We start from the raw sequence: 12,735 nt of genomic DNA on the forward strand, positions 1-12,735 counted from the left end.
TATTAAAAAATGGCGCTTATCAGGCGCCACTTTTTTTTATATAGAGGAATAGAAAATTTCCCCGTAAGAGTTAATTTTTTATTTTTTTTTTAATTGTTAACGCCATCCTAACCCGGGTGCGACATGTTTGAGGATAGACGACAACACATGCACATTATAATCTACTCCCAGTGTATTGGGTATGGTCAGCAGTACGGTGTCCGCTTCCTGAATCGCTTCATCCTGAGCCAACTCTGCAATTAGCTTATCGGGTTCGGCGGCATAACTTTTTCCAAAGATGGCGCGTTTGTCTGCTTCAATATTACCAAAGCTATCCGATCCTTTACCCTGATTGCCAAAATAATAACGGTCCTGATCGTTAACCAGTGCAAAAATAGACCGGCTTACCGACACCCGTGGTTCGCGCTCATGTCCGGCATTTTTCCAGGCTTCTTTGTAGAGCCTGATCTGTTCGGCCTGTTGAATGTGAAAAGGTTTTCCGTTTTCATCAAACTTAAGAGTAGAGCTCTGCAGATGCATGCCGTTTTCTGCTGCCCAAACAGCAGTTGCATTAGAAGCGGCTCCCCACCAGATTCGATCTGCAAGTCCTTCTGAATACGGTTCAATTCGCAATAAGCCCGGTGGATTTGGAAACATCGGATTCGGGTTTGGCTGTGCAAATCCTTCTCCATTCAGCATTTTTAAAAATGTTAAGGCTTTTCTGCGCCCCATATCTGCGTCGGTTTCCCCTTCCATAGGTTCATAACCAAAAGAGCGCCAGCCTTCCATAACCTGTTCCGGTGATCCCCTGCTGATTCCCAATTGCAGGCGTCCTTCGGAAATCAGGTCCGCGGCACCCGCATCTTCCGCCATGTAAAGCGGATTTTCATAGCGCATATCAATTACACCAGTACCGATTTCGATCTTACTGGTTTTGGCTCCTATAGCAGAAAGCAAAGGAAAAGGCGAAGCAAGCTGTCTTGCAAAGTGATGTACCCTGAAATAAGCACCATCGATCCCTATCTCCTCAGCAGCGACTGCCAGATCAATAGACTGCAGCAGTGTGTCTGCTGCAGTACGGGCTTTATAAGAAGGATGATCGGCCCAGTGTCCAAAAGATAAAAATCCTATTTTCTTCATAAAAAATGCCTTTATTTACTCTCTCAAATATACGAAATCATTTCTGAAGATCTTGGGGAACTATTTCGCAATAACAATTCTTTTAGATCGTAACTTCCAAATCTCATATATTTTATTTTCACAACTTCTTTATAATCTATAAATTAGTGTTTAGAAAGTTTTTAAAATCTTTACTTTCTCGCTCTAAATATAAAACTATAATGATGATGAAATACGGTATTTTTTTATTAGCAATTCTATTTATAGCAATGAATGGCTGCGAATCTTCAAAGGTGGCCGATTTTAATAAATCGCTCGAACGATCGGAACGTAAAGCTTTTCAAATCATTGTGGGTAAAGAAGGTTCGGAAAACAAAAAGCTTAAATGTCTCGGAAAAGGGGATTATAAAGGTGCTATAGCGGCTGTGGAGCAACAGGCTGTAGAGTTTGACAGTTTGATTGCGAATATTAGGAAGCTTTCTACTGAGGGCATCCCGGACGGAGAGCCATTAAAAACTGCTTCCATTGCCTATTATCAGTCTCTTAAAGAACTTCATTTCTTTGATCGCAAAGAAATAGAGCAACAAGCACTTATTCAAACCTTAAAAAACGAGGAACGAAATACTTCCCAAAATACTCTTATTTCGCTCGCACGTAAAAAGAAAATGCTTTACAATAAGGTGTACGAGAAAGAGGCGCTTCTGCAAACCGCAACCGAAAACTTTAATGCTTCAAATGGCTTTTGATATCAGTAAAATTATAATTATCTTTAATAAGCAATAAAATTAAATTTCATATACAATGTCCCAAAACCACGAAGAAATATTATTAAAAGCAAACGCAGCAGTTCAGGAAGGAAATCATGAAGGATTTCTGGCTTTCTGCTCAGATGATATTAAATGGACCTTTGTTGGCGATCAGGTGCTCGAAGGAAAAGAGGCCATACGTGAATATATGGCCCAAACTTATCTTACACCTCCTGAATTTAATATTGAGACGACCATCGCTGAAGGTGATTTTCTTACTGTCATTGGCACTATCAACCTAAAAGATGAAAATGGTAAAACCACTTATTATGAATACTGTGATATCTGGAAGTTCAAAGACGGCCTGATGACAGATTTAAAAGCTTTTGTGATCGAAAGTAAAGGATAATTTTCTCATTTCAAACTCATATTAAAACGGTTACTGCAACTGCACTTCATTATATTTATATTGGATTTTATGCATTGAAAGCTGAACCTGACTATTACATCGAAGCCGGTAATCTGTCAGCTTCTGATTTGTTACGGTTAAAACGGTACATTACGGTCAGGTTTACATATCTACCCTGAGATTTATACTCTGAATCTATATAATAAGCTGCTGTTTTGGTTTCGCTTTTTCTGATTTGGGAATCGAAAAGGTTGTTTACATTTAAGGTTACGGACATTTTTTCGCCAAGAAAATCTTTACTCAAACCTAGATTGGCGCTGTATTGTGCTTCGGTAGCCGTTTGCACGCCCTGATTTTTACCACGGTATCTGAAACTAAAATCTCCTGAGATAATTTTCGGAAATTTGATAACCGAGCGAAAATTAGACAACCACGTCTGATCTTCGGCATTATAACTTACCTCCTTATAATTTCCTTCTTGTGTAAAATGGTAATAATTAAAATCTAATGACAAGCGAAGCCAGCTAGCAGGACTATAAGTTGTAGAAACTTCGGCACCATAACGATTTTCTGTTCCCAGATTTACAGGAGTATTAATAAAATAATTCTCATCGGTACGTTCTACAATATATTCGAAAAAATTAGTCGTATGCTTGTAATATAGTGATGGATTAATGCTGAACTTTCCTGGTTTTGCCAAAACGGTAAACTCAAAAGAATCGGTATACATTGGATTTAAATCCGGATTTCCAACTGTAAGGTTTCTCAGGTCTGAAAGTCCTGCAAACGGATTTAGCTGCCAGAATCTTGGTCGGTTAATACGCTTACTGTAACTAAACTGCAAATCTGTTTTGGATGTTAAATTGTAAACTAAATGCACTGTCGGAAATAAATTGATGTAATTTTTACTATTATTAAAAGTGTTTTTTTGATCCGAAATTTTGATGTCTGATAATTCAGATCGTAAACCTAATAAGTAATTAAATCTTTTTATTTTGCTTCCAAATTGAAAATAAGCACTGTATAGATTTTCATCATAGTTTAATTTATTGGTAAACTGATTTTGTAACACGTCATCTAAAATGGTGTAATAATCACTTCTTATAGCTCTTAAATCACTTCTGATTCCCATTTCGATTTTTGAATTTTCACTAATCGGATTAACAAAATCAGATTTTAAAAAAATATCATTACTGTGCTCAATATCATTAGTATATAAATTAGAAACAGGCGACTGATCGGGAAACATTCGCTGTTGGTCAATGTATTGATTTTCATTATCATTCCAGAAAACATATTGCAGGCTCGAAGTCCATTTTTTATCTTTTTTATCAAATGTTTTTGCATAATTTAACTCTAAAACATTGTAAATCTGAGGTTCCACATATTCTTGAGATCTGGAAACGATACTATCTGTTACATTATTTGCGTCTGCATAGTTGTAATTGTATTTGCTGTTTTCTCTGTTAATATTTCTGGAACGATAGTAACTTCCTGTCAATGTGTTTTTATCATTTATATAATAATCACCTCCAATGTAAATACTGGCAGTCTCATTGCTCCTTTTAATGTCATTATATTGATTTAAAAAACTCGTAATGCCGTTATTTAGGTTTCTTTGAAATTGTTTTTCATAACCATAGATGTTCATCTCACGATAACCCAGATTGGAGAAAAGATTTATTTTTTCTGTCTTGTAACTCACATTGGCATTGACATTATAATTTTCAGGATTTCCAATTCCCGCCTGCAGCGAACCATTAAACCCTTTGAGGCTGTTCTTTTTCAAAATAATATTGATGATTCCTCCGCCGCCCTGCGCTTCATAAGCAGCAGACGGATTTGTAATAACTTCTACCTTTTCAATATTGGCTGCCGAAATTTGCGACAGACCGTTATTTGCGGCTAAAATGGAAGGTTTTCCGTTAATTAAAACCGTTACGCTGCTGTTACCTCTAAGACTGACAACTCCGGCAACGTCTACATTTACAGATGGAACATTGTTTAAAATATCATTGGCAGATCCGCCTCGTGCCAAAATATCTTTTCCGACATTAAATACTTTTTTATCCAATTTAAGTTCAACAGCCGACTTTTCGGCAACAACACTTACTTCTTCTAATTGGTTCACTTCCTCATCCAGCGAAATATTCTGAACCAAATCGTTATTCAGTTGAAAGGTTTCAGAAGTAAAATTTTTATAAGACATGAATTCGGCTTTTAACTGATAAGTTCCCGAAACAGATTTTAAAATGTAATTTCCATTTTCATCAGAAACTGCTTGTTTTGTTTTTTGAGATGACGACAGCAAAGTGACGGTTACGTATGGCAACGGTTGTTTTGTTTTAGCATCTGTGATTTTTCCTTTGATGGTAAATTCGGCTGATTGTGCAAAAGTTGTAAATCCGAATAGTAATGCGATTAATAACAGGAATTGTTTCATTTTTGATTGATTTAAGAATTTGAAGCAAAACTCAGGATTAATTACAGTCAAAATTCTCACGCATGACAGAAGCATCATTATAGGCGATAAATGATGCAAAAAAGGTTTTATATTGCGTTTATAGGCTATTTCTATTTGTTGGTATCTTTTTTTTACATGTTCATCGACAACTTATATCTGTTTGCAAATAAATTGTAATTTTGACTGCATGACACCATTTGAAAAGATAATAAACTCCGCTACAGCCCATAGAATAAGTACGCACATACTTTTTTGGATTCTTATTTTTATAATGTTTTTTAGTAAAAACACGTCTTCCAATCCCGAAGAATTAAAGATTGATCTCTTGTACACCATATATTATGAGATTTTTTCGATCATTGGCGCTTATTTTTTATCGTACCGAATTTTGCCCCGTTTGATGGCCTCTCAAAAACATAACTGGGTTTGGGCAGAGCTTATTTTTGGAAGTTATGTTGTTTGCGTTATTGCCCGATTAACAATGGTTTATGTATTGGAGCCAATTACGCGAACACCGCCTTTTGGCCAGGAACCTGTAGCAGAAATCCTGACTGATCTGCCTACTTTGTTTGCTTCTTATTTTTTGCACATACTTTCCTTATCTGTCTTTTTTATTTTTATAAAATTGATAAAAGACCAGTATATCATTCAGAAAAGATCTTTATTGCTGGAAAAACAAAAAGCTGAAACCGAATTGAAAATTCTGAAAGCGCAATTAAATCCTCATTTTTTATTCAATACGCTCAATAACATTTATTCACTTTCTGTGACAAATTCTCCTATTACCTCACAATCAATCGCTGTATTATCAGAAATATTAGATTGCATTTTATACCGCTGCAGCAGTACTTATGTACCTCTTTCGCAGGAAATTAATTTACTTGAAAATTATATTTCACTTGAAAAATTGCGATATGACGACCGTCTCAGCGTAGTTTTTAATCATGAAATGGATCATAACGGCCAGATTGCACCTCTTATATTACTTTCTTTGGTCGAAAATGCATTTAAACACGGCGCCGGAGAAGATATTGGAAGTGCTCCGAAAATCGAAATTGATTTAAAATTACAAAACGACACTTTTAATTTTACGATTCGAAATACGATCAGTAAAGTGGAATCTAAAACCGAAAGCGGTAAAATCGGACTCAGTAATATCGTGCAGCAGCTTGATAAAATTTATCCGGAAAATTATACTTTTAACGTAACCAAAACCGATTACGATTTTACTGCTCAGTTAAAAATAAATCTGGCATCACAATATATAATTTAATCCAAATGAAAATAAAATGTTTATTAGTCGACGACGAACCTTTAGCAATCAGCTTGTTACAAAACCACATCAGTAAATTAGATTATTTAGAAGTGGTTGCTACATGTCCGAATGCGTTAAAGGCCGCAGAAGTTTTAAGAACTACCGCTGTCGATCTGATGTTTTTAGATATTAAGATGCCGCAGATTACAGGAATTGATTTCTTAAAGACTTTACGAAATCCTCCTTCTGTTATTTTTACTACTGCTTATCGCGAATATGCACTCGAAAGTTATGAGCTTGAGATTGTGGATTATCTTCTAAAACCCATAACTTTTGACCGCTTTTTTAAGGCGACTGATCGTTATTTACGAATAAGCGCCCCTGTAAATAATAAAGTTGTTGCGCCATTGCAGGAAGATTTTATTTACATTAAAAACGGAGCAAAATTTAATAAAATCAATGTGGAGTCTGTTTTATATATCGAAAGTGTAAAGGATTATATTATTGTACATCAGAAAGACGGCATAAAACTCAATGCTAAATATAAAATCAGCGATATTGAAATGGAATTACAGGATAAAAATTTCCTTCGTATACACCGCTCTTTTATCATTAATTTGAAAAATATTACAGCCTTTACAGCGTATGATGTTGAAATTGGCCAGATTGAAATACCGATTGGCGCCAGTTATAAGGAATATGTTTTTAAAATGCTTAAAAAGAATTAGATGCAGAAGGTCTTTTGAAAGTGAATCAGCTAAATATTTACTATTTACTACTGCAATTCGTGCAAATAAAAAGTTTAAAAATGAGTCATCAATCAGGATACAATGATTTTAGGATAGAAGTTCCAAAGGAGTACGAAAACTTTTTTACTCATTTTTATTTTGCTGAAAACAATTCGTCTGAAGAAATTACAAAAACATTATTACCAAGCTATCAGACCATTTGCGTTTTTAGTTTTGATGCGAAAGTTTTTTTTCATTCTAAACAAAATACGAAAATCGAAGTTGCGCAATGTCTTATTCTGGGTCCGATAAAGCAGGCTTTTGATTATTCTCTGGCAAGCGGTGCAAAAATAATGGTCGCCAATTTTAAGGATGATGCCTTTTACCGCTTCTTTGGCGATGCTTCTGTTGCAGAGCATGTTCCGCTGAACCCTGATGATGTATTAAATGAGAATTGCTTTTCTGTATTGTGGAATGAACTCAATACCATAAGTGACAAACAACGTAAAGCAAATCATATTCTACAATTCTGCACTCCTTATTTACGACAACAAAACAGCATTTCTGAACAGCTTTTAAATTTTAAGGATCAGGCATTAAATCCGATAAAATCAGTAGCCGGATCAAACAACCTGACTGAAAGAAATGTACAGCTCATTCATAAAAAACATCTGGGGTTATTCTGCTAAAGAGATAAGCCGCCATCAGCGTTTTTTAAAAGCTGTAGAACTCGTACAAAATATGGCTTTGTCCAATTCTAAGGCGGACTGGTTTGATGTGGTTAACAAATGCGGTTATTACGACCAAAGTCAGTTGATACATGATTTTAAACATTATACCCATTTGAGTCCTTCAAAATATCTCAAATTTCAACAGGATATTTGTTATCCAAAAAGCTGATTTCGTTTCGTTACAATTTTAGCAGATCCTTGTATTGTAGTTTTGTCTCATCAAATCATTTAAAAAATTAGAAACGATGAAACATTTAATCATTTATGCGCACCCAAATCCTGGCAGTTTAAGCAGTTATTTTAAAAACACACTGACTGCACATCTTCAAAATAATAATCATGAAGTTGTAGTAAGGGATTTATATCAGTTAAATTTTGACTGTACACTTTCTCTCGAAGACATGAATGGCCAGCGAAAAGGACAAGTGGCAGCTGATGTGGCGGCAGAACAGGAATTTATTACATGGGCAGACTGCATTTCCTTTGTACATCCTATTTGGTGGACCGGAATGCCTGCCATAATGAAAGGCTATATCGACAGGGTTTTCAGTTATGGGTTTGCTTATCGTTATGATCAGGGAATACAAAAAGGACTTCTTACCGGTAAACAGGCATTTATTATAAACACCCACGGAAAATCTCATGAAGAGTACGCTGCCATTGGCATGGATAAAGCGCTTTCACTAACTTCAGATAAAGGCATTTACACCTACTGCGGCTTAGAGATTAAAAAGCATTTTTTTTTCGATAAAGCAGACAGAGCGGCAAAGGAAGATGTTGAGAAGTGGACCAAGCAAATTATTTCCGCTTTATAGTCTGAAATTAACCCTGATTTAAATATAAAACTGACTAAGATTTTGTTGCAACTAATGGAAACAGCGCTAAAACAAAAAACCTAAAAAGTAAACGATGCAAGCCTGTTATACAGACTTACCCACCGCGGCTCTTTATATAATGTTTTAAAAGCATTTTGCTTAGCCAATTGTGCTTTTGTTAAACTTTTTCTGAGATCGTTTAGTTCTAAAAAATCTAAGGCTATACTTTTGTACTGCGGTTCGTTATTTTCAGCGGCTATTTTTGAAAAAATAATGGCCGCTTCAAAATGATTTTCATTGCTCATTCCGCCTAAGTAGGTTGACGCAGTGTTGTAATAATCATATGTTTTCTGAAACTGTTTTTTTGTATAGAAATATTTTGCGCTGTCAATTAAAATTCTGACATGATCTTGGTAAAGTGAATCCTTAATCTTTGATTCTTTAGCATCCAAATTATCATAAGAGAATCCATAGTTAAGTGCATAAACAGCAAGAGGTTTTAATCCTAATTCTTTTCTTCTCACATCTGCCAAATATTCCTCACTAATAGGTCTGAAGGCAGAAGCTTCTCCATTATTCGTCCAGACCACTTGTGTTCCAAATAGTTGCTTGTAATTTAAATTACATTGAACTCTATCATACAGAAAAGCGTAATTTTCCATATCGATTTCTGTACTTGCTTTTAATTTCTTCATTTCTGACAATACCTCTTGTTGAAATAAAACATCATTGTCAGCATGTTGCACAATTAACCATAAATTATTCTGTCCGTCTTTCCCTATTTGAGATTTTTTGAGCCATCCATATTGCTTTATAATTTCTTTTGCCCGTATTAGATTTTTTATATCCGACTCCTGAATTGCCTTATCCAGTATTTCAGTCCGGTTATCTTCTTTATTTTGTATCTTTTCGTACCGAAGCTTTTGATCATTAAGCGTCATAAAATTAATTTCTCTTCGTAAAGAGGGCAATACAATTCTTTTCTCCAATTGTTGCTCGACAACATAAGACTGTTGTTTTATCACATTCCATCTTTCGCTGTAGTTTTCTCTTAAATAATCAAAATAGGGATCAAATGACAGCCAGTCTGCTTCTGTCCATCCCGCGGATAAGGCAAGATTGAGATAATGAAAAGCTTTTTCAGCATTACCATCCAGTGAATAAACGCCCGCAATTTTGTAAGCAGTTAATGCATCGGGTTGTTTTATCTTTAGCGCTTCCTCATACAATCTAATCGCATTTTTTGGGTTTTTCTGTAGATGAAACAAACCTGCTTTTGCCAATAAGATTTCATAATCATGTTCTGACTGTGCCTTTACAGGCAACATAAATAAAAGACAGAAAGAAAGTATTATTAATGATTTCATACAGGTCGAATCAAAGGTCATTTAAAACTCATAAAAGACACAAACTTTTTATAAAAAAACATGAGATAACACATTGATTACTAAATAATCAACAAAGATTTAAAGATAATACATTTTACAAAAAATACCACTGAAATATTTCATCTAAAAATAAATGAGCCCTATACAATACCGGGCTCATTTATTATCAAATTAAATTAAAATTCATTTACAGTTTTACTGCAATCTGTTTTTAAGGATTCTGACTTATAAGGATAAGATTAAAAACTCACTTCTTCTGTTGGCAAGATGCTCGTCTTCTGTGCACTTTACGCCGTCTTTGCAACGGTTAAGCAGTTTGCTTTCGCCATATCCTTTTCCTCTTAGACGGTTTGCATCGACACTGTTTTTAACCAGCCATGCAATAATAGCTTTTGCTCTTTTATCTGATAAAACTAAATTATATTGAACTGAAGCTCTACTATCTGTGTGTGAACGGATGTCTATTCTCATTTTTGGATATTCCTGCATTACTGCTAAAATTTTATTCAGTTCAACCGTTGCTTTGTCTGTAATTAGCGCTTTGCCCAAATCAAAATAGATTAATGAAATGTCTAATGTTTTAGCTAAATCTGTTCCTACTTTAATCGTGCTAAGAGCAGGCATATTTGGTATTATTTCTTTTTCCAAAATAAAATCCAGCTTATTTTCCGGGTTGGTAGAAATTGCAAGACGATTTTCTTTGACCGGATATCCTGATTTTTCCACTCTTACCGTATAGTTTTTATTGCAATTTACCTTAAAACTATATTTTCCGTCTTTTCCTGATACTGTTTCTGCCACAACCTGATTTTTTTCATCAAGTAAAATTAATTTGGCTTCTGCTATAACAGCATTCGTTTTACTGTCAAAAACAGTTCCTGCTAAGGTTCTCTCGCAAACTAATTTTTTGGTTTCTGTAAATTTGTAAATATCATCGTTCCCCTTTTTATTCGAAGAAAAATAACCTTTTCTGGTATTACTGTCGATTATAAAAGCAAAATCATCAAAATTGGTATTTACAGGTTCCCCGATATTCTGAACCTGATCGAAAGTTCCGTTCTCTAAAATTTTCGAAACAAAAATATCCAGTCCGCCAAGTCCCGGGCGGCCGTCTGTAGCAAAATACAATTCGTTATCGCCAGATATAAAAGGAAAAGTTTCTCTTCCTTCTGTATTAATTCCGGATCCAAGATTCTCCGGTTTTCCAAATGTGCCATCGGCATTAATATTTACGCTGAACAAATCTGACTGACCTAAAGTTCCGGGCATATCTGATGCAAAATACAGTTTCTTTTCATCTGCACTTAAAGCCGGATGCGCTGTACTGTAACTATCACTGTTAAATGGAAGTTCTTTCACGTTTTCCCATTTACCATCTACAAGCTGTGCTTTGTATAATTTCAGAAGAGTGATGTTTTTATCATCTTTACCTCTAACGCCATTTAGAAAGTTGTTTCTTGTAAAATACATGGCTTTTCCATCTTTTGTAAAAATCGGAGAAGACTCATTAAATTTTGAATTTACTTCTTTATTTAATAAAACGGGATTAATGAGATTTCCGTCGGGTTTGATCTCTGCGATATATAAATTTGCAAAAGATTTATTCGTCCATTTAAATACTTTTAAATCCTTTTTACCCAATTGACGGGTCGAACTAAAAACAATGTTATGATTTAAAAAGGCACTTCCAAAATCGGACTGATCCGAATTTATACTGGTAAAAGATATATCAAACCTTCCTGAGTTAAATCTGATCTGCTCGATATAGTTTTTATTATTTTCGAACAAAACTCCTCTGCTGTCTGTATTTATTTTTTTATTGAATTCGTCCAGCATCTTATCCGATTTCACATAATTCCCCACCGCTTTAAGAGACTGAGCATATCTGTAAAAATATTCCGGTTCCTGCTGTGCATTCATCACAAAAAGCTTATCGTACCAGACTACTGCATTTATTAAGTCGGCATTAAAATAATAAGCATTTCCAAGCCTCTGAAACATTTTTTCATCCTGATACCCTTTAGCGGCAAGCTTCTCATAAATTGCAATTGCATCCGCGTAAGCGTACTCATTATATTCTTTTTCTGCTTTATTCAAAAGTGCTTTCTGGGCTATTCCGCTAAAGAAAAAAAGCAATAAAAACAGGGTGTATATTATTTTTTTCATTTTCATAATTAAAAGAATCTTGGTGAAGTTATACGGCTGTAATTATTCAAAAACTCATAACGCAGGAAGATCTCATGTGAACCTGAATTGTAGTGGTTTAAATTTGTTGTTTCATGATCATAAGCATAGCCGATATACATGTTTTTGTTGATCTGGAAACCAGCCATTGCACTCAGAGCAGCGCTCCATCTGTACGATACACCGGCAACAAATTTATCATTAAACATAAAGTTTGCAGAAACATCAACCTGTAATGGAGAACCTTCAACCATTTTGGCCAGAGCGGCAGGTTTGAATTTTATCATTTCGTATCGGTCTAAATTAAATACATACCCGGCGATTAAGTAGTAATTAATTTTATCTTTAAATATTGCTGTTTCATTATCATCGTAACGGTTTGTCTCGATAAAATTGGGCACAGATAAACCGATATAACCTTTGTCTGAGTGCCAATACACGCCTGCTCCAACATTAGGCGTAAATTTATTTTTAAAATTTGAAAACTGCTCATCACCCTGATCTTCGGGAGTTAATTTACTCGGATCAAGATTAAAAATGTTTCCCGATCCTTTAATTCCGAATGAAAGTTTCGTTGTAGCAGAGGTCGGTATTGAATAGGAGAAATCTACTGAAAAGTTATTTTCGTTTGTAGGTCCTATTTTATCATTTATTAAAGAAAAACCTAATCCTATCTTATCATTTACAGGTGTATTCAATGATAAGGTACTGGTTTCAGGCGCACCATCAAGTCCAACCCATTGGGTGCGATACAGACCAAAAACACTCATTACTCCTCTCGAACCGGCGTAGGCGGGATTTATAGTAATGGTATTGTGCATATATTGTGTAAACTGTGCGTCCTGTTGGGCAAAACCTGCCACAGAACAAAACAATAAAACTAAAGCTAATTTTTTCATCTTTTTATTTTTAAAATA

At 35.0% G+C, this 12,735-nt stretch carries 11 protein-coding genes; 6 read left to right on the forward strand and 5 right to left on the reverse strand.

All coding sequences use genetic code 11. From position 1 onward, the window contains the following. Positions 1-96: 96 nt before the first annotated feature. Positions 97-1,119, reverse strand: a complete 1,023-nt coding sequence (locus ABEB31_RS00385; protein WP_347049250.1) for an LLM class flavin-dependent oxidoreductase — start codon at positions 1,117-1,119, stop codon at positions 97-99. A gap of 206 nt (positions 1,120-1,325) precedes the next feature. On the opposite strand from ABEB31_RS00385, the gene ABEB31_RS00390 reads away from it, so the two are divergent. Together ABEB31_RS00390 and ABEB31_RS00395 are read left to right on the forward strand one after the other, a co-directional pair. After that, positions 1,326-1,844, forward strand: coding sequence for a hypothetical protein (locus tag ABEB31_RS00390; protein WP_347049252.1), 519 nt, complete (start codon positions 1,326-1,328; stop codon positions 1,842-1,844). A gap of 55 nt (positions 1,845-1,899) precedes the next feature. Next, positions 1,900-2,253: a nuclear transport factor 2 family protein gene (locus tag ABEB31_RS00395; protein ID WP_347049254.1), complete on the forward strand. Its 354-nt coding sequence runs from the start codon at positions 1,900-1,902 to the stop codon at positions 2,251-2,253. 94 nt (positions 2,254-2,347) lie between these two features. Here the strand turns inward: ABEB31_RS00395 and ABEB31_RS00400 are convergent, their stop codons facing one another. After that, complete coding sequence (locus ABEB31_RS00400) at positions 2,348-4,696, reverse strand: TonB-dependent receptor (RefSeq protein ID WP_347049255.1); 2,349 nt, start codon at positions 4,694-4,696, stop codon at positions 2,348-2,350. A 292-nt stretch (positions 4,697-4,988) separates the two neighbouring features. Here ABEB31_RS00400 and ABEB31_RS00405 point away from each other — a divergent pair, with 292 nt between their 5' ends. The 4 genes from ABEB31_RS00405 (at position 4,989) to ABEB31_RS00420 (ending at position 8,246) form a co-directional block, all read left to right on the forward strand. Then, the gene (locus ABEB31_RS00405) at positions 4,989-5,990 is read left to right on the forward strand and encodes a sensor histidine kinase (protein ID WP_347049257.1); all 1,002 of its coding nucleotides are present in this window, start codon (positions 4,989-4,991) and stop codon (positions 5,988-5,990) included. Between the two features lie 5 nt (positions 5,991-5,995). Then, on the forward strand, positions 5,996-6,700 hold the full coding sequence (locus tag ABEB31_RS00410) for a LytR/AlgR family response regulator transcription factor (RefSeq protein WP_347049259.1): 705 nt from the start codon (positions 5,996-5,998) through the stop codon (positions 6,698-6,700). 80 nt (positions 6,701-6,780) lie between these two features. Then, positions 6,781-7,389 (forward strand): AraC family transcriptional regulator, encoded by a 609-nt coding sequence (locus ABEB31_RS00415; RefSeq protein ID WP_347049261.1) that lies wholly within the window; start codon positions 6,781-6,783, stop codon positions 7,387-7,389. Between the two features lie 287 nt (positions 7,390-7,676). After that, positions 7,677-8,246 carry an NAD(P)H-dependent oxidoreductase gene (locus ABEB31_RS00420; RefSeq protein ID WP_347049263.1) on the forward strand — a complete coding sequence of 190 codons (570 nt, stop codon included), beginning with the start codon at positions 7,677-7,679 and terminating at the stop codon, positions 8,244-8,246. Positions 8,247-8,326: 80 nt separating this feature from the next. Here the strand turns inward: ABEB31_RS00420 and ABEB31_RS00425 are convergent, their stop codons facing one another. The 3 genes from ABEB31_RS00425 to ABEB31_RS00435 form a co-directional block, all read right to left on the reverse strand. Next, the gene (locus ABEB31_RS00425; RefSeq protein WP_347049265.1) at positions 8,327-9,613 is read right to left on the reverse strand and encodes a DUF6624 domain-containing protein; all 1,287 of its coding nucleotides are present in this window, start codon (positions 9,611-9,613) and stop codon (positions 8,327-8,329) included. Positions 9,614-9,859: 246 nt separating this feature from the next. After that, complete coding sequence (locus ABEB31_RS00430) at positions 9,860-11,806, reverse strand: OmpA family protein (protein WP_488168024.1); 1,947 nt, start codon at positions 11,804-11,806, stop codon at positions 9,860-9,862. Positions 11,807-11,808: 2 nt separating this feature from the next. Then, positions 11,809-12,717, reverse strand: a complete 909-nt coding sequence (locus tag ABEB31_RS00435; RefSeq protein WP_347049269.1) for a PorP/SprF family type IX secretion system membrane protein — start codon at positions 12,715-12,717, stop codon at positions 11,809-11,811. Positions 12,718-12,735 lie beyond the last annotated feature (18 nt).

The sequence above is a fragment of the Flavobacterium olei genome (genome assembly GCF_039749035.1).
In the GTDB taxonomy this organism is placed as follows: domain Bacteria; phylum Bacteroidota; class Bacteroidia; order Flavobacteriales; family Flavobacteriaceae; genus Flavobacterium; species Flavobacterium olei.

Excerpts from the sequence above, each read along its gene's own strand:
- ABEB31_RS00390 (WP_347049252.1), top strand. The coding sequence starts at position 1,326 with ATGAAATACGGTATTTTTTTATTAGCAATTCTATTTATAGCAATGAAT.
- ABEB31_RS00395 (WP_347049254.1), top strand. The coding sequence starts at position 1,900 with ATGTCCCAAAACCACGAAGAAATATTATTAAAAGCAAACGCAGCAGTT.
- ABEB31_RS00425 (WP_347049265.1), bottom strand. The coding sequence starts at position 9,613 with ATGAAATCATTAATAATACTTTCTTTCTGTCTTTTATTTATGTTGCCT.
- ABEB31_RS00420 (WP_347049263.1), top strand. The coding sequence starts at position 7,677 with ATGAAACATTTAATCATTTATGCGCACCCAAATCCTGGCAGTTTAAGC.
- ABEB31_RS00400 (WP_347049255.1), bottom strand. The coding sequence starts at position 4,696 with ATGAAACAATTCCTGTTATTAATCGCATTACTATTCGGATTTACAACT.
- ABEB31_RS00415 (WP_347049261.1), top strand. The coding sequence starts at position 6,781 with ATGAGTCATCAATCAGGATACAATGATTTTAGGATAGAAGTTCCAAAG.
- ABEB31_RS00435 (WP_347049269.1), bottom strand. The coding sequence starts at position 12,717 with ATGAAAAAATTAGCTTTAGTTTTATTGTTTTGTTCTGTGGCAGGTTTT.
- ABEB31_RS00405 (WP_347049257.1), top strand. The coding sequence starts at position 4,989 with ATGTTTTTTAGTAAAAACACGTCTTCCAATCCCGAAGAATTAAAGATT.
- ABEB31_RS00430 (WP_488168024.1), bottom strand. The coding sequence starts at position 11,806 with ATGAAAATGAAAAAAATAATATACACCCTGTTTTTATTGCTTTTTTTC.
- ABEB31_RS00410 (WP_347049259.1), top strand. The coding sequence starts at position 5,996 with ATGAAAATAAAATGTTTATTAGTCGACGACGAACCTTTAGCAATCAGC.
- ABEB31_RS00385 (WP_347049250.1), bottom strand. The coding sequence starts at position 1,119 with ATGAAGAAAATAGGATTTTTATCTTTTGGACACTGGGCCGATCATCCT.